Consider the following 24,968-nt stretch of genomic DNA (forward strand, 5'->3'; position numbering starts at 1 on the left):
TCTTACTTTTTAACGGTTTAGAAATGGAACTTCAAATTCAGACCAAAACTGCTGGTACCGGGCATATTGAAGTAATCAATACCCTGTGCATTTGTAGCCCCTGTCAAACTTGTTTCCGGGTCAATTCCCTTGTAGGGTGTCCATAAAATAATGTTACGTGCAAACGTACTTACCGTGATCCCCCTGATAAACTTAGATTCTCTGAATCCTTTGAAATCGTAGGATAAGGTTACTTCACGCAATTTTACATAAGAACCATCATCGATAAAGGTCTCTGTTTGTGCACCGAAACCACCGCCATTACCCAGGTACCAGGCTTCATCCAGTGGTACTGCTGTGGTATTGGTTGGACCTGCACCGGCTACTTCCGTACTACCTTGTGTGTGCACCAGTTCACCTGCGTCATTTAAGTGCCCCATTACCCCTGCAAATGTATGTTCCTCTCCCCGGTTCAACGTATATTTGGATGTCCCGATGGCCTGGAGTGAGCCACGGGTACCATTCCAGATATCACCCTTACATTTCCAGTCTACGAGTGTATATAATGTGAATCCTTTATAGCTGAATGTATTTCCCCATCCCATCAGGAACTTAGGATTCGGATTACCTACTGCCCTTTGTTCTGTAGATACTACCGGATAACCGTAGTCATCAGCTTTATCGCTGATCACGATATTTCCATTACCATCTCTCAGCCATCCATATGCATAGATGATACCTGCGGGTTCATTAGGCAGGTGTGCGATCACTGTACCTGTAAAACCGTTAACTGTAATCTGGCTGATACCTGGTGCCAGTTTCAGTACCTTACTCCTGTTCATGGAATAGTTAATATTCATATCCCAGGTGAATGGTTTGTCTGCAATGATCTTACCGTTTAAGGTAACTTCCACACCATTGTTCCGGATGCTACCCGCATTCAGGGTTACAAACTGGAAGCCGGAAGTACCTGCTATCGGTGATTGTACGATCAGATCTGTACCTTTTGAATAATAATAGGTCGCATCCAATCCTATTCTGTTGTGTAAAAACTGGAGTTGCAAACCGGCTTCATATGAAGTTGTTTTTTCCGGTTTCAGACCAGGGTTACCCAGTACATTGTCCAGGAAGAAACTACCCTTACTATCATACGGGAAAGAAACCCCTGATGTATAACCATCTGCAAAGGTGGTAGGTGCAAAGAATGAGCGGGTACGGAATTCACCAGGATCCTTACCTACCTGTGCTACTGATAAACGGATCTTACCAAAACTGAGCACATCATTATCCTTCAGCCCTTCCAGCTCTGTGAATGCCCATCCTAAGCTGGCAGAGGGATAGAAGAAGGAATTACTGTTCTTGGGTAATGTGGAGGACCAGTCATTACGACCTGTTATTTCCAGGAACAACATTGATTTGAAATCAAGGTTGATATCAAAATACCCGGATACTCTTCTATAGGGTGTAACGAAATTATATGACTTCTGAACAGTCGCATTACTGATGTTGTCATACCCTGCAGCTGTCAGACCATCCCCCTGTGCATACAGCTCATCCAGTTTGCGGGAGTAATAGTTATTACCGAGTTTGATATCCAGTCTGAAATCTTTGGAGAGTTGTTTTGCCCAGGTCAGAATCGCATCTGAGTTCACACTCCTATATGTATACCTGTCATCAAACACACGACCACCGGAATAAGCACCGGATTGGATTTCATAATACTGGTGGCGGTTATCCTGGTATACATCCGTACCTATCCTGTATGTGAGGGAGAGGTCTTTCCAGATGTTCCAGTCAAGTTGGGTGCTACCGATCAGGCGGTTAACATTTGTTGTATATGGGTTTTTATTGATGGTCCAGTAAGGGTTGTCATAAATACCATTTCTATATGACCTGACTAAGCCATTTGATAACAGGTATGTTTTGGGATCATCTGCTTTCAGTCCTCCGTTAGAGTTATCAAAATTGATAGGCGTTCTTGTCAGGCCGAGCATAATACCTGAAGTATTACTACCGTTCTGAGGCATATTACCACCATCATTTGTATAACTCATATTGGCAGATACTTTCACTCTTTCAGAGATTTTCAATGTACCTGCCATGGAGATCGTAGTACGTGTATAACTCTGTAGCGGAACAATGGAGTTCTGATACATGTGAGAAACAGACATGCGGTAAGTAGCAGCGTCTGTACCACCTGTAAAGGAGAGTGAGTTATTGTAAGTAGCGCCTGTACGCCAGAAATCCTTCGTATTATCGTAGGGAACAAACTTTGTTTTTGCATTAGGATTAGAAGCACCTACTACATTACCGTGTTTATCAAATTCATTGGCATTGCCATCCCAGTAGAGGGTATCGATATTGGCACCCCATGAATAACGGTTGCTGGAGCTGTAGGGTGCGATGGCACCACCTGAGCCTTTTACAAATTGTTTCTGAATACCTGGCAGGCGGTTTACTACATCGAAGGAAACGCCGGTGCTGAAATCTACCTGCATTCTGCCTGATTTTCCTTTTTTGGTAGTGATGATAATTGCACCGTTTGCAGCATCGATACCGTACAGGGCTGCGGCGGCTGGTCCTTTTAAGACGGAGATACTTTCAATGTCTTCGGGGTTGATATCCGCACCGCGGTTGGTATTGGAAGCACCCTGCAGCAGGTTGTTCGTACCATCTGAAGGGTCGCCTGAATAGTTTTGTCCATTATCCACCGGAATACCATCTATTACAAACAGTGGCTGGTTGTTTCCTGTGAGAGAGTTCGTACCTCTCAATTTGATGAATGTAGCGGCACCTGGTGTACCACCGGAGCCGATGACCTGCATACCGGCCACTTTACCGGACATAGCCCTGAGCGCATCGCCCTGACTGGCTTTGGTGAGTTCGTCACCTTTTACGTCCTGTACTGCATAACCCAATGCTTTCTTTTCACGTTTGATACCGAGACCTGTAACGACTACTTCCTGAAGATTTTGATTGTCCTGTGCCAGCGAGACATTGACCACCCCACCGCTGGTTGCTGGCACTTCTTTCATGGTATAGCCTACGCTTCGAATTTGTAAGATTGCCCTTTCGGTTTCCAGGGCTATCTTAAAATTACCGGCCTGGTCGGCAGTAGTACCTCTGGTAGTTCCCTTGACCTGAACGGTAGCGAAGGGAACGGGGGCACCATCAGGACCGGTGACTTTACCGGTTACAACATACTGTTGAGCATGTATCCCTGTGATGAATGTAACAATAATGAAAAAGGTAAGTAAGTGCTTTAACATAACGATGTTGATTTATTATGTTTACCATATGGCATAAAACAGTCGTATACCGCATAGCGGTACAGTTTCATGTAGTATGAGGATGGTATAGAATAAAAAACTTACAATTGAGAGCTCCTGACGATTAGGATCAGGGCACGGTTCCTTTCTTTAGACTTTGAGTTACTTAGACTTCGAGTTAATTAGATTTTGAGTTTCCTTAAAGCGTCAAATTACTATTATAACATACAGTTATTATAAATGGTTCAATTGCGCAGGAAGGTATGAAGATTGACTGCGGCGGTAAGGATCCGGAAATTTAGGGGACGTGTTTTTTACACTTGATAAGGAGGCGCTTAGGCAAAAAAAAGGTTACCGGTAAAAACCGGCAACCTTTTCTAATAATTAGGGTATTGCTTATTAAAATTTATCCCAGAATAATTTCGTCTCTGCTGCATCTCCGCCAATAGCTGAAGCTGCCTGATTGTAATTTTCTGTATTCAGGTTCTGTTGTGCTATCGGGTAAGTGAAACGAACAGGATATCCGGACTGTGCCTTTGGTGGAGGTACCAGTTGTGGATAATCCAGGTGGCGCTGTGCTGTCCAGGCATCAAAGCCGCGGTTGTACAGCGCAATCCATTCCTGCATGCCGATTTTTTGTTTCCAGTCGCCGGCGGCAGTCAGATAATTTACATCAGGTCTGGCCAGATAAGTCAGGGCATCTTCTTCTGTACCACCCCAATATAATATGGAGTTGGTGATTGCGTTGTTATAGTGGGTCATAGCGGTACCGCCTACTGCCCAGCCTCTTTCTACGGCTTCGGCCCTGATGAATTCTACTTCGGAATAATCAATGAATACACCGGGCAGATCTTTCTTCTCCAGCAGTGAACCAGGATGAGAATAATTTGCATACGGGCTCTTCACACCATTTGTACCACCTTTATAGATACCGCCAATTGTTGTGAAATAGAAAGGTCTTCTTGGATCTTCTACCGAGTTGATATAATCAACAAATGTATTGGAACCTACGAAGTCCTGGCGACCGCTTTGTACCAGGTCTTCCCACAGTGGGTTGGTGTTTGGCGGAATAGTTGAATAAGGGAATTTTGCATATTCTCCCTGTGTATCGAATGCACCTGCAGATGCTTCTGTTACGATGGTTTGTGCTGTAGCCGGATCAACATCAGCCAGCAGGATACCGAGGCGCAGTTTCAGTGAATTGGTAAATTTTTTCCAGTTTACGATTTCATCACTGCTGAACAGCATGTTGGAAGCACCCATACCTGCTGCGCTTTCGTCGAAGTTAGCCAGGTCTGCATTCAGGCGTGCAATCAGATCTGTATAGATGGTATGTGCATCATCGTATTTGTTGAACAGGCTATCTGAATTCAGTGACTGGGAATATGGTACGTTACCGAATGTATTCACCAATACTGATGTACCATATACTGACATTACATCAATCTGCGCCAGCATATTTTTCTTTACAGTAGCATCTGTATTTACATCTGCTTCCAGTACTTTTTTTGCTTCTTTCAGATCCATTAAAGCATCTGTGTAGAAAGCATCCCAGAAGTTGTCTGGAATGGTTCTGGTGACGAGGTTATAGTTACTCTCATCGATGTAGGTGGTCTCTGTCCATTGCTGAACAATGAGTCTGAAGATGCCCAGGTTTACGTTTGTACTGGTGATCGCATCTGCCATTTCTTTTGTAGCGCTTGCATACAGAGCTGAGGAACTGACAGCACTGGGTTTAGTCGGGTCTGTATTTAAGTCGGTAATATTTTTGGTACAGGATACTGAAGACAGTATGCCCATAGCAGCAAAGGAACCGTATATGATATATTTTTTCATGATTGCTTTTTTACTTTTTTTAAACATCTACTCCACTGATTAGAAACGTAATCTCACATTAGCACCAAATGTTCTTACTGCAGGATAAGCACCTACTGTAAAGCCCTGTGAGTTGCCGGAGCTGAGCGCATCATCAGGATCTGCATAAGGCAGGTTCTTGTGGATGATCCAGAGGTTACGGCCTGTCAGTGAAAAATCAACTCCTTTGAAAGGATTGATGTGTCTGATCACAGATGTTGGTAAAGAGTATGTCAGCGATAGTTCACGCAGTTTGATATAGCTCGCATCGTATACGAATGCTTTGTCAGGATTGTAATAGTAACCATAGGTACCGTATTCGTTTGCGATACGTGTAGCGTTTGGTTTACCATCTTCAGTTACACCAGGCAGAATTACCCCACCGCCTTCGCTGAGGGGTGCTCTCGACTCATTGCCCAGATCATTAACAAGTGCTGTTTCAGGGAAGAGACCTGTAGCCAGACCATAGTACATATCCAGTGAGAACATGTCGCCACCATGACGTACATCGACCAGGAAGCTCAGGGCCAGGTTTTTATATTTCAGTGTATTGGAAATACTACCAATCCAGTCAGGGTTTACATTACCAATTGTGTGATTGGAAGTATTGGTGATTTCATAATAACCATCTGCATCTACTACTTTCTGACCATCTTTATAGATGAAATCAGATCCGGTGATAGTTCCATAAGGCTGGCCTAATACTGCATTCACAGTGATACCTCCCTGGTAGTCACCCAACTGCAGTTTGTCGATACCAGGCAGGGATACTACTTTATTACGGTTACGTGACCAGTTTACATTGATGGTCCAGGAGAAGTCTTTTGTTTTGACAGGAGTACCGAATACAGACAATTCAATACCCTGGTTCTGGATATCACCGGCGTTGATCACTTTGTAGTCATAACCAGTGCTGGTTGATACTGGCAGGGGAACGATCTGGTCAACGGTATTTTGTCTGTAGTAAGTTGCATCAAATCCTAAACGGTTGCCCAGGAAAGACATTTCCAGACCTGTTTCGAAGCTCTTTGTTTTTTCTGGTTTCAGATCAGGGTTGTACTTGGTACCACCTACTGAAGCTAATGGTACACCATCGATGCCGGTTGGTACGTCGTAGTAATTCCGTGTGTATAATGCAGGTGCTGTATTACCCACCTGTGCCCAGTTTACTCTTACTTTACCATTGGTTAACCAGGTAGCCTGCGGAATCAGTTTAGAGAATACAAAACCGAGAGAGGCAGAGGGATAATAGTAACTGTTATTACCTTTAGGCAGTGTAGAAGACTGATCCCTTCTCAGGGTCAGGTCCAGGAATAATAATTCTTTGAAACCGAAGTTAGCCGCAGCATATACACCATCCACTTCTTCTCTGCTGGCTTTTTCTGTTGGCGCTTCCATTGGGTTTGCTGTGTTCAGCAGGGCATACAAACGAGGGATGAGGAGACCGCCGTTGGTAGAAGATAAAATAGAGCTGATGTTTGTCTGGCGAACGTTGCCACCCAGGATACCTTTGAAACTCAGGTCCTGTGAGATGTTCTTGTTGAAATTCAGCATCAGGTCGTAGTTATACTCGCTGAATGTACGTTTGTATTCACTGAACTTAGATACATCGATAGAGCCGATGGCGGATCTTTCTTCCTGATGTTCATTGTAAGTATCCAGTGATACACGGCCTACTACATCTAACCAGTCTGCAGCTTTATAGTTCAGGCTGATGTTGCCGAAGTGACGGGTACGGCCATCCGTTTCATAGTTTTCGTACCTGGTCCAGTAAGGGTTATCCCAGAAGATAGGATTCAGTGCGCCTACATCTGCCTGGTTCCAGGTGATGTTACGTTTCTCAGCGAGGTACATTTCCTTCTGTTCCTTTACATCTACGTTGGTTTCCCACCATTGTCTCATGTTGGTCATCAGGTTTTTGGAATCATAACCTGTACCATAACGCCCGAGACCATCGATCATAGTAGTATTTATGGAAGCACTTGCGGTTAACTTGCTGGAGAGATTGTAAGATGCACCAAAGTTGATCAGATCCTTAGCGATACGGCTGTTAGGCATGATACCCTTATCGATGAATTTGGAATAGCCGAGTTTGAAATAACCTTTATCGCCAGCACCATCTACAGTGATACTATTGTTAGTACCAACAGCAGTTTCAAACATTGCACTTGGATTGTTTGAAGCTGCTACCCATGGGCGGGTTTTCATGTAATAGGGAGATTTATCATAGAAAGCATCCCAATGATATACCTGCAGGTTTGGATCGAATTTACCACCATAGGAGGCATCTTCTGTAACAGGTACTACACGGTCTTCAATACCATCACCATTTACATCGGTATAGTAGAAATAACCATCAGGAGAACCGTATCCGGAGCCATAACCAGCACCATACTTGTTCTGATATTTTGCAAAGGTAGAAGGGTCGTATTTACCAATATTCACACCAGAGTTGATGGTAACACCTAATCCTCTTGAACCTTTTTTGGTTGTGATCATCACCACACCATTTGAAGCGCGGGAACCGTACAATGCAGTAGCAGCGGCACCTTTCAGTACACTCACTGATTCTACATCGTCGGGGTTGATATCTGCTGCGGCGTTACCGTAGTCATAACCACCCAAACCTTTTAACTGGTCATCGCTGTTGGTGTTGGAGTTATCGATAGGCACACCATCTACTACGAAGAGCGCCTGGTTATTGCCTTTGAGGGATTTGGCACCACGCAGTACAATGTTCGTGGAACCACCCAGGGTGTTATTCTTACGAATTTCGAGACCGGAAACTTTACCTGCCAGGGAGGTGGTAATGTTTACATCTCTTGTTCTGTTTAATTCTTCTGCTGCAACTGTCTGCGCGGAGTAAGGCAGTTCGTTCTTGTTTCTTTTTACGTTGAGGGCAGTTACTACAACTTCCTGCAGGTTTTGGTCATCTGATTTCAATGCCACGCTAACAGTACCGGATGAACCTACCGGAATATTCTGAGAAATGTATCCTACGCTACGCACAATCAATACAGCATCTGGTTTCGCATTCAGTTTGAAAAATCCATCCTGATCTGTGGTTGTCCCAGTGTTAGTTCCTTTGATTTGTACAGTGGCAAAAGGTACAGGTGAACCGTCCGGGCCGGTGACTTTTCCTGTAACCTGGCGCTGTTGCGCATACGTCAGGGTTACACTCACCATGAGCATGGTGAAAAAGAGTAACGCTCTTTTCATAAACGATTTAGATTTTAGTTGACAATAAAAAAAATAATAGGTTCCCCTGTTTTTGACAGTAAAGATTTAGATAGGTTCCCCTAGTACAATAAGTTGAATCAGAACACAGTGTGCTGTTATTACGATTTAGAATTTTTACGATTTAGAATTTTTGATTCAGGTTTTTACGATTTAGGTTTTTACAATTTAGTTGTTGTTTTAAAAGTTACCATCCGGGATGAAGGCGGCAAGAACCTGGATGGTAGTTTGAAGCACAGAATGAATCTTATCCTAGTTCATAAGCAAAAGCGTACTGCTATACCGCTGTACACAGGTTGACAAAGTATTCATAAAAAATGTAAACTGGATAAAGAGATGCTGGCCCCTTTCATAATTACGATTTAGATTTTGGTTGAGGAGCACAATTTAGAGAAAAAAATTACTCACCACCAAGAAAAATTTAACCTTTTTTTAAGAGTGCAATTTTTTTTCATATGTATATAAATTATTTGCAATATTCTATATGAGAAAATTTAACTTTCGATAACACTTCTATTTCTGCGATATTTTAGCATTTATTGACTGATTTTTTGAAATTGTAATCAGATTTTTGCTCTTTTTTGAGATATTATGAAACATTTACTTTGATAGTAAGGTGATATTTTTTGTTGCTATCAGATGGCATATGTCACTTGTAGTGTAACAGGGCCACCTGTTTCAAGCCTTGCCCAGGCTTGTAAATGCTTCCCTTTTTTCCACCTCAGTGTGCAACTTTGCCTGGATCCTTTGCCATAGAGTTGTGATAAATTATAATCGTATAATACAGTTCTGTCAGGTATATAAAACCGCGTATCTGTTCCTGTTGTATTGTACCAGATATAATTCAGGGAGCAACGCAGGGGCCACTGTGGGAACTGATAGGCCAATTCCTGTTGATATAAGCCACCATATTGTTTGCCATTTTCATCCTGCCAGGTGTTTGCCTCCACCCTGGTTTTCCAGGTAAGGTCTTTCGAAGGTGAAAAGGACAATTGAAATCTATAATTCTCATGGATGGTTTGCATCATAGGAGGCAGGAAATAGTTTCCTTTTGACTGCCGGAATTTTTGTTTGTATTGGTACCTGAAGTAAAGACGTGTTTCTTTGTCAGGCGTATAGGTGAGTGCTGCAAACAATTCCTGGCCATCTGCAGGAGCGGTAGTGTTGAATTGTAACCATGGAAAGTGAAAGATGTCTGCGTAAGCATCCAGTTGCCAGTGTTTGATAGGATGAATGCTGATACCGGTATAGAGGCCTTCTTCATTGACCGGACGCGAGTTTTCACCCATTGCATTGGCCTGGAGAGGTACATAGCCGGTGTTGAAATGCCTGTAAAACATGGCAAGGTCTGCTATCTTCCCGATACCTGCGAGCATACCTATAATCATTGCCTTTCCTTGATTGACAGCAAGCTCGCCGAAGAAGTGATAGTTGCGTAAAGAGATGCTATAATCCATTCCTACATTTTGATTGAGCCAATTGACACCTACATGTGCCTGCGGCAATTTGTAAGAAATATTAGCCCCTACCTGTGTTAATGAGATGATGGCTGTGCTTTCCCAATGCCCTTGTTGTAAGGTGATTGCAGCCCCTCTGTTTACGCCTGATGAGGTAGCGCCCCTGATGATTTCCCCTTCTCTTTTGATATGGGTGATCATGCCGTTTTTCCCCAGGGCATAGGCCTGCCAGTTGATTAAACCCTGGCCCATATTTACTGTAAAATCACCGATAGCAAGCGCTTTTATTTTGCGGTAATTTTTAATAAAATAATAAGCATTGTAGGTATCTTTTTTTAGTTGTATCCCGATGGTAGATGAACGGTATTTCAAGAGGTTATTTCTTGCAAGTATTGTTTGCTCTCCTTCTTCAGTTTTACTATTTTCTGTAACTGTAATATAAGGTAAGATCAGCTGAATAGTGGTTTCATCAAACCCGGGAACGGCCTGCAATTCATAGATGCTTAACAAATTTCCGAATTGCTTTTTATAATTGATCAATTCATCAATTTGTAAGCTGGTTAAAAGACCTAATGAAGCCAGTGCAGCTACATCTGCTTTATTCAATGATAATGGATGTTTCCTGTAGGTTTCCAGTTGCTGCCATTGCATGTCCTCATTCACAAGATCGTCTTCCTGTCTTGCAAATGTTGTTAAGGGAAGACACAGGCTTATCAGCACTATTAATTTTATACCTGCCATATGACTGTAGTTCCGGGTGAAAAACCTAATTGAGGATGATGGGCAGCGTATACTTTTATAAATAGCCTTTTAAGCTCAAAAGACACGGCCATGTTTCTTTGCATAGGGTCGTTGCACCAATCTAATTCCAGGAGGAACTGAGGGATGAATGCGTATTCGCACATGACTTTGAGGGCAGGCGGAATACCTTCCTGCTGGATCAGGGCGGTGCTGAGTAGTAAATTGTCGCTGGCTTCGTAACCCAGGCCAGCGGAGAGGATGGCGGGTAGTGTGGGTGTATTGACAGGATTGAAGGCGTGGATGCCTGCGAATAACCGGGGGCTGAGTTGAAATAGGGTGCCTGCTTCTGCTGTCAGTGTATGCGTACTGCCATATCCCTGGGTAGTGGTGTTGAAGTAATTTACCTGCATGCCTGCACTACATTTTTCACCCATGTTGTGACTATAGGCAAAGGCAAATAATTGTTCGTGCCAGGCACGAAAACCGGTTTGTTTCAGGATACCTGCAAATGTGCCGGCATGAGTGGGCCAGGCGATGGCGAGCGTGTGAATACTAAGGGCGTTTAGTAAAAAACGTCGTTCTGTATTTACACCAATGGTCGTGGATTTCAGCCAGCCGAGTGCAGCCTGGTTTTGTAGTGCGGTAAAGAGTCGTTGATGATGTTTGCTGTATGTACCTGCGGTAGGCTGAGCACAAATAGTAAGGATGCACCAGCAGGTGCAACAGATGGTAACAACAATGGATTTCATATGATAGAAGTTACAAAAAAAAATGTCTCACACCATGAGTATGAGACATTTTTTTTGTGTGGCATGCGGGATTGCCTGCCTATCAAAACAGCCCGTGCAGCTGTGAGTCTATCTTTGAAATAATTTCTCCCAAATCTTCATCACTCTCCGGAAACTTATTCTTATCGATATCGATGATTAATAAAGGACCTTCCGTATATCTCTCTATCCAGTTATTATAATACTCATTCAGGCGCTTCAGGTAGTCTAAACGGATGTTCTCCTCGTACTCCCTGCCTCTCTTCTGGATCTGTGCTACCAGTGTAGGTACAGAAGCCTTGAGATAGATCAGCAGATCCGGTGGTTTCACCATTGACTTCAGCGTCTCGAAGAAATTAAAGTAGTTGTCAAAGTCGCGCTTTGTCATCAGGCCCATCTCGTAGAGGTTGGGGGCAAAGATGTGTGCATCTTCGTATATAGTACGATCCTGAATTACAATGTCATTGCCATTCTGAATATCCAGCAGTTGTTTCAATCTTCCATGAAGGAAATACACCTGTAGGTTGAAGGACCAGCGGGGCATATCTTCATAGAAATCATTAAGATATGGATTGTGCTCTACATCTTCAAACTGCGGGTCCCATTTGTAATGCCTTGCGAGCATTTCAGTAAGTGTAGTCTTACCGGCACCAATGTTCCCGGCTATCGCGATGTGTTTGAGCTTGTTATTTTTTGCCATGTTGTATCGAGGTCACTAATCATTTATTTGAAGCCAGTGAGCAGCAACTATCATTAGGTGACAACCCATAATTTACAATTTTATCTGATTATCACCTTAAAAATGTTGCGGTTCCTTCGTATGATCAGTAGTAATTAATGCCGATGAGTTTTCTCGCTTCATGCAAAGTCTGTGCCGCACTTTCCCTTGCTTTCTCCGCACCGTGCTTCATGATCTTGTTCAGGTAAGTCTGATCTTCCTGTAAGGATTTAGCTTTTTCGCGGATAGGGGCAATAAATTTCACCATGTCCTCGCCTAACTGCTTTTTCATATCACCATAGCGGATGCTGCCATCCTCGAATGTTTTCTTAAAGTGTTCGATTACATCCGGGGTGGATACCAGGTCCATAAGGCTGAAAAGGTTTTTCACTGCTTCGGGCATACTGCCATCTTCTTCTTTACCGGTGGCTGACTTAGCTTTGCTCATTTTTTTGATGATCAGGTCATCGCTGTCAGAAAGGTATAAGGTAGCCATCTGGTTCTCGCTCTTACTCATTTTACCCTCACCATCCAGGCTTGGAATTCTGATCAGGTCATCGCCGAAGTTAAATGGCACCGGCTCAGGGAATAACTGGCCATAGCGCTTATTGAAACGCTGTGCATAGTTGCGGGCCATCTCCAGGTGTTGTTCCTGGTCTTTACCTACAGGTACCTTTACACCACGATGCACGAGGATATCGGCACTCATGAGTACGGGATAAGTGAGCAGGCCGGCATTTACGTTGTCGGGGTTCAGGCGTACCTTATCCTTGAATGTAGGTACTTTTTCCAGCTCGCCTTTGTAAGCTAACATGTTGAGCAGCAGGTATAATTCTGCAATCTCAGGGATATCGCTCTGTACATAAAGCGATACTTTTTCCGGGTCGAGGCCCGAAGCTATATTTTCTGCCAGTACGCGGTAAACGTTGCCACGCAGGTCTTTGGGATCAGGATGGGTTGTCAGGGAATGCCAGTCTGCTACGAAAAAATAACAGTTATAGGCTTCCTGCATCTTTACATAATTGCGGATTGCGCCGAAATAATTGCCTAAGTGTAAAAATCCGGTAGAGCGGATACCGCTTACTACTATCTCTTTGTTTGCCATAATGGGGTGCAATTTAGGAAATTCTTAGGAGCTACCCTGTGAGGGGACTGCATTTTCTTTCCACCGAAAAACGGGCTTCCGCCTTCGGAAGAAGCCTGTTTTTCGGGACGGGGAATTGCCTGTGGCCGGCCTAAGGCAATACCTGGCAGCGAATAATGATACTCTCTTTAGTATTTAGTAACTTTAACGCCGGTTTAATAAATATTTCATTATCTTTTCATTTAATTTGAACTATGGAAGTGAACGAACAACTGGTAGATCAGTTAGCAGACCTGGCAAGACTTGAATTTACCCCGGAGGAAAAAACATCTATTCAGGGAGATCTCCAGCGAATGATCACCTTCGTGGAAAAACTGAATGAGCTAGACACCTCTGCGGTTCAGCCAATATTGCACATGACTGCCGATCGTAATGTGTACCGTGAGGATAAAGTAGTTCCTTCCATCACACGGGAAGAAGGCTTACAAAACGCACCTGCTGCCAATGATCAATACTTTAAAGTTCCTAAAGTGATCAAAAAGTAATCCTTATACCCATATAAAGGCACACATCAAGGAAATCATCTTGTATTTAATACTGTACGTATGCGCCCACATTCCGTCATCCATTTAGAAGAGATCCGTAAAAGCTATTTCATTGGTTCCAATGAGCTGCCCGTGCTGAAAGGTATAAACATGGACATTTTTAAAAATGAATATGTCGCCCTCATGGGCCCTTCCGGTTCCGGAAAGTCTACCCTTATGAATATGCTGGGGGCACTCGATACCCCTACCAGCGGAAAATACATTCTGAATGGCCATGACGTGAGCCAGATGGAAGATGACGACCTGGCGAGAGTGCGGAATAAAGAAATAGGTTTCGTATTCCAGCAGTTTAACCTCATGCCACGCCTCACCGCCTATGAAAATGTGGCTGTGCCGCTGATTTATGCGGGTATCGGCAAAAAAGAAAGAGAGGAAAAAGCTATCTATATGCTGGAGAAGGTCGGTCTGGGGCAGCGTTATAAACATAAGCCCAACGAGCTCTCCGGTGGTCAGTGTCAGCGTGTGGCGATTGCCCGTGCCCTGGTGAATGACCCTTCCCTGATCCTGGCGGATGAGCCGACAGGAAACCTTGATACCAAAACCTCTGTGGAAATCATGGAGATTTTTGGGCAGATCCATGCCTCAGGCAATACTGTTGTACTCGTTACCCATGAGGAGGATATTGCCGCGCATGCCAGGAGGATTGTTCGTCTCAGAGATGGTCTGATTGAATCAGATAAGTCTGTAGAGGATAGTCTTCTGGTGAAGGCGTAATAGTATTCAGCCTGGAATAAAGCTCACTATTCGTTAATGACCGGGATTTACACCCTCGGTGTCCACTTAATTTCTTCTATTTTCAACCGGTGACCTATCCATCTTGCCAACACGAAAAGATGATCGCTCAGCCGGTTTAAGTACTGCAGTACCAATGGTGCTATAAACTCTTCATTTTCCTGCAAACCCACACAAAGCCGCTCTGCCCTCCTGCATACACAACGGGCTATATGGGCCGTAGACACCGCCACATGGCCCCCGGGCAAAATGAAACTCTTCATTTCCGGCAGCTCCTCATTCATGTTATCAATACTGGCTTCCAGGGCTTCCACGTCCTTCTCATACAGGTCCGGAATACGCATTTTTATGTCCTTCTCAGGATCACAGGCCAGCGAAGCACCCACCGTAAATAAACGGTCCTGTATTTCGCGCAGGAAAGTGACCATTTCAGGCTCTGTAGCCAGGTAGTCACTCACCAGTCCAATATAAGAATTGAGCTCGTCTACAGTGCCATATGCATCAATGCGCAGGCTACTTTTAGAAACTTTAGTACCTCCGATCAGGGAGGTCTGTCCCTTATCACCGGTTTTGGTGTAAATCTTAAATGACATAAGATGGGTTTTAGAGCATCTTCCCGTCCTTCATCACCAGCTGCCTGTCACTCAGGGGGGCCAGCTCTTCATTGTGGGTTACGATGATGAAAGTTTGCTGAAACTGGTCTCTCAGCTGGAAAAACAGCTGGTGCAGTTCCCGGGCATTGTGCGAATCCAGGTTACCGGTCGGCTCATCGGCCATCACGATATCCGGATTATTGATCAGGGCCCTGGCTACTGCCACCCTTTGTTGTTCACCTCCTGACAATTCATTGGGTTTATGATCGACCCGATGACCTAATCCCAGGGTTTCCAGCAAAAAAACGGCCCTTTTTTTGACCTCATTTTTGTTGTGACCGGCTATGAAACCGGGCACACAAACATTTTCTATCGCGGTAAATTCAGGTAAAAGATGGTGGAACTGGAAAATAAATCCCATGTGCCGGTTACGGAAATCAGCCAGTGCATTGCCTTTGAGTGCTGTCAGGTTCACATCATTCAGCCATACCTCCCCGGAGGTAGGCGTATCCAGGGTACCCAGAATGTGCAGCAGGGTACTTTTCCCGGCTCCGGAAGATCCTACGATGGTAACGATCTCCCCTTTGTTCACAGTTACATCCACTCCCTTCAAAACGGGTAAGTTGGAATAATTTTTGGTAAGATTGCGTGCGGTCAGCATACTTGAATAAAAGTAATTCACCGTTAAGATAGTAATAGTTGTTTATTTCAAATTAAATAATACTTTTGCCAAAATTTAAGACAGTAAAAATTTCAATAACATGTACTGGACCTTAGAATTAGCTTCATACCTGGAGGATGCTCCATGGCCAGCTACTAAAGACGAATTAATTGATTACGCCATCCGTTCCGGTGCACCAATTGAAGTGATTGAAAATCTTCAGGAACTGGAAGACGAAGGTGAAATTTACGAGGGAATAGAAGATATCTGGTCTGATTATCCGTCACAGGATGACTTCTTCTTTAATGAAGACGAATATTAGCGCATAGATATTCCATTTATTGTTGCCTCAGCAAATTTGCCTATGCTAAAAAATTTCAAGCCGCTCCTTCAATGAAGGACCGGCTTTTTTTGTATTAATTTTCCCGGCAAAAATCGGCGCAAATCCGCGCCAGATAAAGCAGCTGCCATTTTTGTGGGATAGCATTCATTTGCAGGGAGATGGCTTCGGGCCGGGCGTAAAATCAGATTAAGCCACCCACCCTTTCTAAAAGAAAAAGCCGTGAAAATGAATAATTGCTTACTCACTTTCACGGCTATTATTTTCAGATCGTACTATTTTATTTTTCCATCTGCAGCATCACATCCATTGTTACACCGGTAGAAGAGAAGCCACCGTCATGGAACAGGTTCTGCATGGTCACCATTCTTGTCAGATCAGAGAACAGTGATACGGTATAGTCAGCACATTGTTTTGCAGATGCATTCCCCAATGGACTCATTTTCTCTGCATAGTTGATGAAACCATCAAATCCTTTCACACCGCTACCGGCAGTAGTACGGGTAGGTGACTGAGAGATGGTATTGATACGTACTTTCTTACTGATACCATAATGGTAACCGAAGCTCCGTGCTACTGATTCCAGCAATGCTTTTGCATCAGCCATTTCGCTGTAGTCAGGGAATACACGCTGTGCAGCGATGTAAGTCAGTGCTACTACAGATGCCCACTCATTCAGCGCATCCAGCTTATAAGCTGTTTGCAGCACACGGTGAAGGGACATTGCTGAGATATCGAATGTTTTATGGGAGAAGTCGTAGTCGAGGTCAGTATAAGGCTTTCCCTTACGCACGTTGAGGCTCATACCTACAGAGTGCAGTACGAAATCTATTTTACCGCCAAAATGCTCCATGGATTTAGTGAACAGATTGTTCAGGTCTTCAAGGCTGGTCACATCCGCTGGTATGACAGGGGCGTTGGTAATTTCCGCCAGTTTATTGATCTCCCCCATACGTAAAGCGATAGGTGCATTTGTCAACACGATTTCAGCGCCCTCTTCCACACAGCGAAGTGCAGTTGCCCAGGCAATGGAATTTTCATCCAATGCACCAAATATGATACCCTTCTTTCCTTTTAATAAGTTATAAGCCATTGGGTTGATAATTATTTTGGGCAAAAATAGGCGTTATAGTTGAAAAAAAAAGATTAATTGATTGGGATAGATCGGCCTGCGGCAGCATGGAAAATCTTTTTTCTCCAATGGGGTATTTTCTTTGCTAAAAAAGGAACCGGATTCTTTATTTCAAAGAATCCGGTTCCTTTGTATAAATATTTTCGATTGCTATTCTCTTTACTTCACCAACTCTCTTGCGTTCTCCAACGCTGCGGCCGTTGGCTTCTCCCCGCTCATCATCTGCGCGATATGATTGATCCGCTCCTCCCTCGTCAGCAATCGTACATTCGTTGTCACCTTGCCGGACTTCATATCTTTAAACACAAAATAATGGGCATCCGCCTTGCCCGCAATCTGCGGCTGATGGGTGATACAGATGATCTGGTGTCCCTTTGCCATACCTTCCATGATGAAGCTGACCTGACGCGCTGCCTCTCCTGAAATCCCTGTATCTATCTCATCGAAGATCAGTGTAGGCAAGGCTACCGACTGTGCTACCAGCGATTTGATACACAGCATCAGCCTGCTCAGTTCACCACCGGAAGCCACTTTCCGGATTGGGGCAAAATTGCCGCTCTTATTCGCATCAAATAAAAACTCAATGGTGTCCTGTCCAAACTGGTTCAGCGCTCCTTTCGTGATCGCTGCCTTTAGCCTGGCATTTGGCATACCTACCTGGGCCAGCAAAGCATTTACAGATTTCTCAAACGGTACTGCCGCTTTTTCACGACCTGCTGTTATTGCTGCCGCCTGTGCCAGTAACCTGCCCTGCAAGGTTTCCAGTTCCTTTTCCAGGCCTTCCAGTTTTTCGTCGAGGTTCAGTACGCCATCTACTTTCACTGCCAGTTCTTCCTGGATAGCCAGCAGTTCAGTTGTGGTTTGTACCGCATGTTTTTTCAGCAACCTGTAGCCAAGGGATAAACGTTCGTTCAGGTGTTCCAGTCTTGCGCCATCCGTTTGTACCTGGTCATTCATATGCCCGATTTCCCCGGTGATATCCTGGAGTTCTACATATGCCGATTGCAGTCGGGCGGCAATGCCCGGTGCATCCTTATGAAAATTAGAGAGGCCTTGTACTGAAGACTGAATCTGTTTCAGCTGCTGCAATAAGGGTTGCTCATCTTCCTTGAGCTGGAAATAAACCCTGCTCAGGGTATTCCTGATTTCCTCTGCATGACTCAGTACTTTCAGCTCCGCATCCAGTTCCTCTATTTCATTCGGTACGAAGCTGGCATCTGTCAGTTCATCCAGCAGGAATTTATTATAATCCAGTTCTTTATTCGCGTTGTTGCGCAGGTCATGCAGTTGTTTCAGTTCACGCTGTACGGCTACATACCTGCTATAGCCCTGCTGATATTGTTGGAGGGGTGCAGGTTGGTTCACCAGGGCATCCAGTACCTCCCGCTGAAAATCGGACTTTTCCAGTTCCAGGGTATCGAACTGCTGATGCAGGTCTACCAGGTACTGGCTTAGTTCATGGAGCTGAGACAGGTTTACCGGTGTATCGTTAATGAATGCACGCGACTTTCCGGCAGTGCTGATCTCGCGGCGGATGATCAGCTGGTCTTCCAGGTCCAGTTCATGCTGCTGGAAAAATTCTGCTACCTGCGATTTCTTCACTTTAAAATTCCCCTCTATTACACATTTATTATCCTTGTTGTGCAATACTCCCGGATCTGCTCGTTCGCCAAGTATCAATGACAATGCGCCCAGCAGGATAGATTTACCTGCACCTGTTTCTCCCGTGATGACATTCAGGCTTCCGGAAAAATCTACTTCCAGCTGTTCAATAATAGCGTAGTTCTTAATTGTTAGTTTTTGTAGCATATGGGAAAATATTCCGCAAATTAAATTTCACATTACGAACTGTATCTGCGTAGCGAACCCTCAACCTCCGTTCAATCGCTGAATTCCGGCCTTTGCACGCTGATCCAGTGAGTTCTTATAATCATGTCCTTTCATGTCCAGACAAGTCTGATAACATTGTTGTGCTTTCACCTTGTCTTTTCTCTTTTCATAAATATAACCCATTTGCAGGGATGCTCTCGCAGCAAAATATTCTGGTCTGTTAGCACCTGATTTTACGGTGACTTCGTACATGGCGATAGCGCTATCATCCATGCCCATTTCATCGTAAATCCTTCCCAGCCTGTAGGCATATTCCAGCTTATCTTCCATTCGTGGATAGTCTGCCGCCTTCCTGGTCTGCAACATTTTCAGGGCTTCGTTGAAGAAACCTCCATCGCTGAGCAAACGGGCTTTCAGCAATACGGCATCCGGCCACTTACCGCTTTTGGCATCTTTAAGTGCCTGCTTATCAGCATCGGTTTCTGTATTTCCCCTGGTCAGGATTTGCGCCCGGTATTTGTTGGCAGCTTCCATGTTCCCATGCAGGTAATAATACCAGCTGAGGCGCTGAAGGCATTCCTTGAGATAGAATTTGCCCCTGAAGCTGTCGGTAAAGCGCTGGAGGTACACATTTGCATCTTCGTCCTGGCGGTCCAGTTTCAAGACTCCCCAGAGGTAGTTATTATATTTGATATCCAGGTAGCCACCGCTATCACTCCTTTCGGAAAGGGTTTTGATACCCAGTGCCGCTTTCTGATTGTTCATGGCAATATTCGCCACCATGAGGGCAAAGAGGTAGTTATTTTTCGTATCCAGCTGATGTTTCTGGATGAATGTCCAGACATCTTCCGGTTTATTTTCAATGAACAGTTTCAGGTAGCAAAAATAATAAGAAGCTTCGGGCCGGAATATTAAGGCTATATCATTATTACTTTCAGCTGCCTGCTGTACCTGCCGCATACCTTCACGGATGTTCCCTTTCATGCCCAGGATATTTGAAATCCAGCGATAGCCTTCGGGGATAGTACCGAATACTGCCTGCAGGGCACCTATCATCATGGTGTTTGGCTGGAACTGGGGAAACTTCCGCTGGTTGTCTTTGAACTGCACAAATGCCTTCCTCACTTCCCATACGGCATCCCATTTTTCGCTGAACTTAATGCGGATCATGGCCCACTGAAAGCGGATCACGGCCTGGGTATACAGGTAGTAGGGGCTATTTTCCGGTCCCGATGCCAAAATATCCAGCCGCTGATCGCGCAGGTCTTTTCTTTTTGCATAGACAGCGGGATCTTCGTTGAAAAAGAGATTGAAAAAGTCGATATAATTCTCGAGAAAGTAAGGTATCAGGTTATCGGGATGTTCCTTTTTTTCTGTTTCCAGCAGGGCGGTGCCTGCGGAGACCTTCAGTTGCATAATAGCATCATAGGCTTGCTGGCAGCGGGGATTAAAGTCATATACTTTTTGCCGGGCCACAGCAGGGAACATAAGAGTGAGAAATAATCCCAACAGGAATATGGTACGCATGGAAACAAATATATTTACAATGCCGGCTTTACGTCAAATTCCAAACCAAAAACGACTGCAATGAAAAAAGGTTGTACCGAACGATACAACCCTTTTCAAAATTATTCCTGGTATTACTAACTATTAAATTGTAACTGTTGCTTCCAGATCATTGTCTACCAGCACGCGACCGCAATGCTCACAGATAATGATTTTCTTGCGTTGACGGATTTCCGCCTGACGTTGAGGAGGAATAGCATTGAAGCAACCACCGCAGGAATCGCGTACCACGGTAGCTACTGCCAGGCCGTTACGGTAGTTCTTACGGATTTTTTCGTAAGCTGCCAGCAGGCGGGGCTCTACCTTAGCACGAGCTTCATCGCTCTGCTTGCGGAAAGCTTTCTCTTCTTTCTCAGTTTCACCGATGATCTTTTCCAGTTCACCTTTCTTATGCTTCAGGTTCGCTTCTTTTTCAGCGATCGTTCTTTTTGCAGACTCCAGGGAACGGCTCTTGTCCTTTACCTCATCGTTTGCATCGCGAATGTGTTTCTCAGCCAGCTTGATTTCCAGGGACTGCATTTCCAGTTCCTTGGTGATGGCTTCAAATTCACGGTTATTTTTTACGTTATCCTGTTGCTTCTCGTATTTCTTAATCAGGGCTTCTGATTCCTTGATCTGATTTTTCTTGTTAGAAATGAAGTCCTGAATGCCACGGATTTCGTCTTCCACATGGGACAGACGTGTGTTTAACCCTTCGATCTCGTCTTCCAGATCTTTAACTTCCATCGGCAACTCCCCCTTCAACACCTGGATCTCGTCCAGTCTGGAGTCCATCTTCTGTAGTCTAAGTACAGACACCAATTTTTCCTCTACGGAGTAATCTTTATTTACAGTAGCCATGTAATGTGTTTATAAATAATTTACCGGGTTTGTTCGAATGGTAGATTTAAGAGGCGCAAAATTAGGGAATTTTTCAGTCAATATATGAAAAAATAAGTCAACCGTAAACTGCTCACTCTCGAAATGTCCAACATCCGCTATAACTATTTGATTTTCAGCATCAAAAAACTCATGATATTTAAAGTCCGCAGAAATATAAGCATCCGCTCCTGCCCCAATTGCCCTTTTCAGGAGGAAACTTCCGGCTCCTCCGCAGAGTGCCACCCGTTTTACCGGCCTGCCCCTGAGTGGGGTATACCGAACGCAGCCGGTATCAAACTGTTGCTTCACGAACTTCAAAAATTCCATCTCGTCCATTGGCGCTTCCAGCTCCCCGATCAGTCCTGAACCTACCTGTGCATATTCATTTTCCAGTTTCACCACGTCGTAGGCCACTTCTTCATAAGGATGACTGGCTATAAGTGCCTTGATCACATATTGTTCCAAATATAAGGGAAAAATAACCTCAAGTTTAGTTTCTGCCTCAGAATGACGGCTGCCGATCTCCCCGACATAAGGCTGGGTCCCGGTTCCGGCCTTAAAAGTCCCCTCTCCTGCCCCATTAAAGCTACATTCACTATATGCGCCAATATGTCCGGCACCGGCTGCAAATAATGCAGATCTTACCTTTTCGGCAGATGCATGGGGCACAAACGTGTATAATTTTCTTAATAAGTCTTTTTTAGGTGCCAATACCCGTGTATTTTTCAGGCTCAGCCGCTGGCCCATCATTTCGCAAACCCCGTTTCTTACGTTATCGAGGTTAGTATGGGCAGCATAGATAGCGATGTCATGCTTGATAGCCTTTATAGCTACCCGCTCTACATAATTATTACCATTGATCTTTTTCAGGCCTCCGAATACTATGGGATGATGTGCCACTATCAGGTTGCAACCCTTGCTGATAGCCTCGTCAACCACCGCCTCGGTTGTATCCAGGGAAAGGAGTACCCCGCTTACATCCCAGTCAGCATTGCCGAACAGTAAACCAGCGTTATCATAACTTTCCTGGTACTGTAAGGGTGCAAATGCGGCAATAGCCGCTGTGATTTCTTTGATTTTCATGACAAGCAAATATGATGGGAATTATTTAAAATTGCAAAAAACTAAATGGCATGACGACACAATCCTCGGGAGAATTGTACGCATCGTACAAAACGAAAATGCAACAGATTGCCGATATACGCAATGCTATTGCTGTATTGGGATGGGATCAGGAAACTCACCTGCCGGAAAAAGGAGCCGCCTTCCGGGGGCAGCAGATCACAACCCTCAGTACCCTGGCCCATGAATTATTTGTTGAAGACAAGCTGGGCGAACTGCTGCAAAACCTGCATACCCGCCAGGATCTGGACATCATTGCCTCCAAAAATGCAGCCCTCTCCCTGGAGGACTATGAGAAGAATAAGAAATACCCGGCCCGCTTCGTAGCTGAACTTTCTAATGCCACGAACGAATGCTACCATGCATGGATCAAGGCCCGGAAAGCCAATGACTACAAGATCTTTGAACCGGTGCTGGCAAAAATGGTGGAACTTAAAAAACAGGAAGCGGACATCCTGGGATACAATGGCCATCCCTACAACGCCCTGCTGAATGAGTATGAAAAAGGGGCCAATACCGCCATGCTGGATACCATCTTTGCGGATGTAAAAACTGCCCTTGCACCCCTGTTACAGCAAATTGAAGCCAAACCACAGGTTAATAAAGACTTCCTGCACCTGCATTACGACCGTAATAAACAATGGGAATTCGGTATCGAAATACTGAAAGCCATGGGATATGATATGAACGCCGGCAGGCAGGATATTTCAGAACATCCATTTACTACCAGCTTCAATCCACAGGATGTAAGGGTGACTACCCGGATCGATGAAAACGATTTTGGCAACATGACCTGGAGTTGTATCCACGAAGGCGGTCATGCACTGTACGAACAGGGCCTGCCTGTTGATAATTATGGATTGCCATGTGGCGAAGCAGCCAGTTTAGGCATTCATGAATCACAGTCAAGATTATGGGAAAATAACGTAGGCCGCAGCCTCCCCTTCTGGCAATATCATTATGCTGCCCTGCAGGCCCGCTTCCCTGAAAACCTGCAGCATGTATCGCTGGACGACTTTTATAAAGCGATCAACCAGGTAAAACCCTCCCTGATCCGTACCGAAGCCGATGAACTGACTTATCACTTCCATGTGATGATCCGTTATGAAATAGAAAAGGGATTGCTGGATGGCACTTACTCTACCAAAGACCTCAATGAAGTATGGAATAAGTACTATCGTGAATACCTGCACGTAGATGTACCAGATGATAATCAAGGAGTATTGCAGGACATTCACTGGTCACATGGCAGCTTCGGTTATTTCCCGACTTACTCCCTGGGCAGCCTGTATGCAGCACAGTTTTTTATAGCTGCCCAGAAGCAGATCCCGGGATTGATTGAGCAGATCACAAAGGGAGACTATAAACAATTACTTAGCTGGCTGCGCGATGAAATCCATCATCATGGCCGGTATTACACCAGCAATGAATTGTGTGAGAAGGTCACGGGAGAACCATTGGCTTTCAAGTACTTCCTGGATTATGCAACGGAAAAGTACCATCACATTTACAACGTATAAATTAAAACAAAAAAGCTTTTGCACGATGGCAAAAGCTTTTTTGTTTGGATAATGGCTTGCTGGTATAGGGATACGGTCCAGCTAATAGCAATAAAATAAATTCAATTGGCTTCGGCTTGCCACAGATGACATTAGTTTAATTCTACAACGCCTGTTTTTCTCCAGACTTCCTGTCCCTCTTTGTAAAGGATAAAAGTAGGTAAGGTAGTAGCCCCCAGCGTTTTAATTACATTAGTATCTTTGCTACCATCTACTTTTAACAGTTTAACACCTGCATGCGATTTCAAATAAGCAGCTACTACAGGCTCCATTTTCTGACAGGGAGGACACCAGTCAGCGCCTATCTCGATTAATACATCACCTTCAGATACCTTTCCTGTAAAGTCGATCAGCGTGAGCTGAGGGATATTATTCCCCCCTTCTACTTCGAGACCCGCACCTTTCCAGGCAGCTAGGCCACCCTCCAGTTCTACAACATTCGAGAATCCCTTATCGCGCATTTGCTTAGCTGCCGCAGCTGCACGGGGACCACTCAGGCAATATACATATACCGGTTGCTGCTTATTCAGGTACTGGATTCTTTCATTGAATTCCTCTTCCCTTGCAAAGTCAGCCTGCATAGCGTGTGGCAGGTGCCCGCTACTGTATTCAGCCAAGGTACGTACATCAAATACCTGTACTCCCGATTGTTTAATTCCTGTCTGAAATACGTCAGGTTTTACCACATTGTTATTCTGTGCAAATACAGCAGTACTCATGCATAAAAGGAAAATGCATATAATAAATTTACACATCGTAAATTTGCCGTATATTGTTGAGCTTGTGCCAACAGATAAAGCTGGAATAACTTTTGTGTGATTTTCTTTTCTACTCTGAACCATTAACAATTTGTTTACGTTT

Annotated in this window: 19 protein-coding genes; 4 read left to right on the plus strand and 15 right to left on the minus strand. The window is 44.5% G+C overall.

What is annotated here, in order from left to right; translation table 11 throughout:
• Positions 1-17: 17 nt before the first annotated feature.
• From DXN04_RS13005 to trpS, 7 genes are all read right to left on the minus strand, one after another.
• Complete coding sequence (locus DXN04_RS13005) at positions 18-3,248, minus strand: SusC/RagA family TonB-linked outer membrane protein (protein WP_116853789.1); 3,231 nt, start codon at positions 3,246-3,248, stop codon at positions 18-20.
• Positions 3,249-3,647: 399 nt separating this feature from the next.
• Entirely contained in the window at positions 3,648-5,084 is a 1,437-nt protein-coding gene (locus tag DXN04_RS13010) for a SusD/RagB family nutrient-binding outer membrane lipoprotein (RefSeq protein WP_116854315.1), read from the minus strand.
• Positions 5,085-5,123: 39 nt separating this feature from the next.
• Positions 5,124-8,321 carry a SusC/RagA family TonB-linked outer membrane protein gene (locus tag DXN04_RS13015; protein WP_116853790.1) on the minus strand — a complete coding sequence of 1,066 codons (3,198 nt, stop codon included), beginning with the start codon at positions 8,319-8,321 and terminating at the stop codon, positions 5,124-5,126.
• A 653-nt stretch (positions 8,322-8,974) separates the two neighbouring features.
• Complete coding sequence (locus DXN04_RS13020; RefSeq protein WP_116853791.1) at positions 8,975-10,537, minus strand: ComEA family DNA-binding protein; 1,563 nt, start codon at positions 10,535-10,537, stop codon at positions 8,975-8,977.
• The gene (locus DXN04_RS13025) at positions 10,525-11,286 is read right to left on the minus strand and encodes a hypothetical protein (RefSeq protein WP_116853792.1); all 762 of its coding nucleotides are present in this window, start codon (positions 11,284-11,286) and stop codon (positions 10,525-10,527) included. Before DXN04_RS13025 ends, DXN04_RS13020 begins: the two co-directional genes overlap by 13 nt.
• An 82-nt stretch (positions 11,287-11,368) precedes the next feature.
• Complete coding sequence (locus DXN04_RS13030; RefSeq protein ID WP_116853793.1) at positions 11,369-12,004, minus strand: deoxynucleoside kinase; 636 nt, start codon at positions 12,002-12,004, stop codon at positions 11,369-11,371.
• A 124-nt stretch (positions 12,005-12,128) separates the two neighbouring features.
• The gene (trpS, locus tag DXN04_RS13035) at positions 12,129-13,127 is read right to left on the minus strand and encodes a tryptophan--tRNA ligase (RefSeq protein ID WP_199415038.1); all 999 of its coding nucleotides are present in this window, start codon (positions 13,125-13,127) and stop codon (positions 12,129-12,131) included.
• Between the two features lie 233 nt (positions 13,128-13,360).
• On the opposite strand from trpS, the gene gatC reads away from it, so the two are divergent.
• Positions 13,361-13,651 carry an Asp-tRNA(Asn)/Glu-tRNA(Gln) amidotransferase subunit GatC gene (gene gatC, locus DXN04_RS13040; RefSeq protein WP_116853794.1) on the plus strand — a complete coding sequence of 97 codons (291 nt, stop codon included), beginning with the start codon at positions 13,361-13,363 and terminating at the stop codon, positions 13,649-13,651.
• Between the two features lie 60 nt (positions 13,652-13,711).
• Positions 13,712-14,425, plus strand: a complete 714-nt coding sequence (locus tag DXN04_RS13045) for an ABC transporter ATP-binding protein (RefSeq protein WP_116853795.1) — start codon at positions 13,712-13,714, stop codon at positions 14,423-14,425.
• A gap of 47 nt (positions 14,426-14,472) precedes the next feature.
• On the opposite strand, the gene DXN04_RS13050 is transcribed toward DXN04_RS13045, so the two are convergent.
• Both DXN04_RS13050 and DXN04_RS13055 read right to left on the minus strand, forming a co-directional pair.
• Positions 14,473-15,036, minus strand: coding sequence for a cob(I)yrinic acid a,c-diamide adenosyltransferase (locus DXN04_RS13050; RefSeq protein WP_116853796.1), 564 nt, complete (start codon positions 15,034-15,036; stop codon positions 14,473-14,475).
• 10 nt (positions 15,037-15,046) lie between these two features.
• On the minus strand, positions 15,047-15,697 hold the full coding sequence (locus DXN04_RS13055) for an ABC transporter ATP-binding protein (RefSeq protein ID WP_116853797.1): 651 nt from the start codon (positions 15,695-15,697) through the stop codon (positions 15,047-15,049).
• 100 nt (positions 15,698-15,797) lie between these two features.
• Between DXN04_RS13055 and DXN04_RS13060 the strand changes: the two genes are divergently transcribed.
• Positions 15,798-16,019, plus strand: a complete 222-nt coding sequence (locus DXN04_RS13060; RefSeq protein ID WP_012794455.1) for a DUF2795 domain-containing protein — start codon at positions 15,798-15,800, stop codon at positions 16,017-16,019.
• A gap of 298 nt (positions 16,020-16,317) precedes the next feature.
• Here DXN04_RS13060 and DXN04_RS13065 read toward each other — a convergent pair whose 3' ends face one another.
• The 5 genes from DXN04_RS13065 to DXN04_RS13085 all read right to left on the minus strand — a co-directional run bounded on the left by DXN04_RS13065 (position 16,318) and on the right by DXN04_RS13085 (position 22,509).
• A complete protein-coding gene (locus DXN04_RS13065; protein WP_116853798.1) occupies positions 16,318-17,130 on the minus strand; it encodes an enoyl-ACP reductase FabI in 813 nt (270 codons plus the stop codon).
• Positions 17,131-17,328: 198 nt separating this feature from the next.
• Positions 17,329-18,978 (minus strand): DNA repair protein RecN, encoded by a 1,650-nt coding sequence (recN, locus tag DXN04_RS13070; RefSeq protein ID WP_116853799.1) that lies wholly within the window; start codon positions 18,976-18,978, stop codon positions 17,329-17,331.
• A 60-nt stretch (positions 18,979-19,038) separates the two neighbouring features.
• Complete coding sequence (locus tag DXN04_RS13075) at positions 19,039-20,526, minus strand: tetratricopeptide repeat protein (RefSeq protein WP_116853800.1); 1,488 nt, start codon at positions 20,524-20,526, stop codon at positions 19,039-19,041.
• A 123-nt stretch (positions 20,527-20,649) separates the two neighbouring features.
• The gene (locus tag DXN04_RS13080) at positions 20,650-21,405 is read right to left on the minus strand and encodes a zinc ribbon domain-containing protein (RefSeq protein WP_116853801.1); all 756 of its coding nucleotides are present in this window, start codon (positions 21,403-21,405) and stop codon (positions 20,650-20,652) included.
• Positions 21,406-21,414: 9 nt separating this feature from the next.
• Positions 21,415-22,509: a Nif3-like dinuclear metal center hexameric protein gene (locus DXN04_RS13085; RefSeq protein WP_116853802.1), complete on the minus strand. Its 1,095-nt coding sequence runs from the start codon at positions 22,507-22,509 to the stop codon at positions 21,415-21,417.
• Between the two features lie 50 nt (positions 22,510-22,559).
• Here DXN04_RS13085 and DXN04_RS13090 point away from each other — a divergent pair, with 50 nt between their 5' ends.
• Positions 22,560-24,068, plus strand: a complete 1,509-nt coding sequence (locus tag DXN04_RS13090) for a carboxypeptidase M32 (RefSeq protein ID WP_116853803.1) — start codon at positions 22,560-22,562, stop codon at positions 24,066-24,068.
• A 131-nt stretch (positions 24,069-24,199) separates the two neighbouring features.
• Here DXN04_RS13090 and DXN04_RS13095 read toward each other — a convergent pair whose 3' ends face one another.
• Positions 24,200-24,826, minus strand: a complete 627-nt coding sequence (locus DXN04_RS13095; RefSeq protein WP_158568992.1) for a rhodanese-like domain-containing protein — start codon at positions 24,824-24,826, stop codon at positions 24,200-24,202.
• Positions 24,827-24,968 lie beyond the last annotated feature (142 nt).

It is taken from the genome of Chitinophaga silvisoli, from assembly GCF_003412465.1.
GTDB classification, from domain to species: Bacteria; Bacteroidota; Bacteroidia; order Chitinophagales; family Chitinophagaceae; genus Chitinophaga; species Chitinophaga silvisoli.

What these genes read in the sequence shown, in the direction of transcription:
- DXN04_RS13005 (WP_116853789.1), bottom strand. Translation starts at nt 3,248, where the DNA reads ATGTTAAAGCACTTACTTACCTTTTTCATTATTGTTACATTCATCACA.
- DXN04_RS13010 (WP_116854315.1), bottom strand. Translation starts at nt 5,084, where the DNA reads ATGAAAAAATATATCATATACGGTTCCTTTGCTGCTATGGGCATACTG.
- DXN04_RS13015 (WP_116853790.1), bottom strand. Translation starts at nt 8,321, where the DNA reads ATGAAAAGAGCGTTACTCTTTTTCACCATGCTCATGGTGAGTGTAACC.
- DXN04_RS13020 (WP_116853791.1), bottom strand. Translation starts at nt 10,537, where the DNA reads ATGGCAGGTATAAAATTAATAGTGCTGATAAGCCTGTGTCTTCCCTTA.
- DXN04_RS13025 (WP_116853792.1), bottom strand. Translation starts at nt 11,286, where the DNA reads ATGAAATCCATTGTTGTTACCATCTGTTGCACCTGCTGGTGCATCCTT.
- DXN04_RS13030 (WP_116853793.1), bottom strand. Translation starts at nt 12,004, where the DNA reads ATGGCAAAAAATAACAAGCTCAAACACATCGCGATAGCCGGGAACATT.
- trpS (WP_199415038.1), bottom strand. Translation starts at nt 13,127, where the DNA reads ATGGCAAACAAAGAGATAGTAGTAAGCGGTATCCGCTCTACCGGATTT.
- gatC (WP_116853794.1), top strand. Translation starts at nt 13,361, where the DNA reads ATGGAAGTGAACGAACAACTGGTAGATCAGTTAGCAGACCTGGCAAGA.
- DXN04_RS13045 (WP_116853795.1), top strand. Translation starts at nt 13,712, where the DNA reads ATGCGCCCACATTCCGTCATCCATTTAGAAGAGATCCGTAAAAGCTAT.
- DXN04_RS13050 (WP_116853796.1), bottom strand. Translation starts at nt 15,036, where the DNA reads ATGTCATTTAAGATTTACACCAAAACCGGTGATAAGGGACAGACCTCC.
- DXN04_RS13055 (WP_116853797.1), bottom strand. Translation starts at nt 15,697, where the DNA reads ATGCTGACCGCACGCAATCTTACCAAAAATTATTCCAACTTACCCGTT.
- DXN04_RS13060 (WP_012794455.1), top strand. Translation starts at nt 15,798, where the DNA reads ATGTACTGGACCTTAGAATTAGCTTCATACCTGGAGGATGCTCCATGG.
- DXN04_RS13065 (WP_116853798.1), bottom strand. Translation starts at nt 17,130, where the DNA reads ATGGCTTATAACTTATTAAAAGGAAAGAAGGGTATCATATTTGGTGCA.
- recN (WP_116853799.1), bottom strand. Translation starts at nt 18,978, where the DNA reads ATGCTACAAAAACTAACAATTAAGAACTACGCTATTATTGAACAGCTG.
- DXN04_RS13075 (WP_116853800.1), bottom strand. Translation starts at nt 20,526, where the DNA reads ATGCGTACCATATTCCTGTTGGGATTATTTCTCACTCTTATGTTCCCT.
- DXN04_RS13080 (WP_116853801.1), bottom strand. Translation starts at nt 21,405, where the DNA reads ATGGCTACTGTAAATAAAGATTACTCCGTAGAGGAAAAATTGGTGTCT.
- DXN04_RS13085 (WP_116853802.1), bottom strand. Translation starts at nt 22,509, where the DNA reads ATGAAAATCAAAGAAATCACAGCGGCTATTGCCGCATTTGCACCCTTA.
- DXN04_RS13090 (WP_116853803.1), top strand. Translation starts at nt 22,560, where the DNA reads ATGACGACACAATCCTCGGGAGAATTGTACGCATCGTACAAAACGAAA.
- DXN04_RS13095 (WP_158568992.1), bottom strand. Translation starts at nt 24,826, where the DNA reads ATGAGTACTGCTGTATTTGCACAGAATAACAATGTGGTAAAACCTGAC.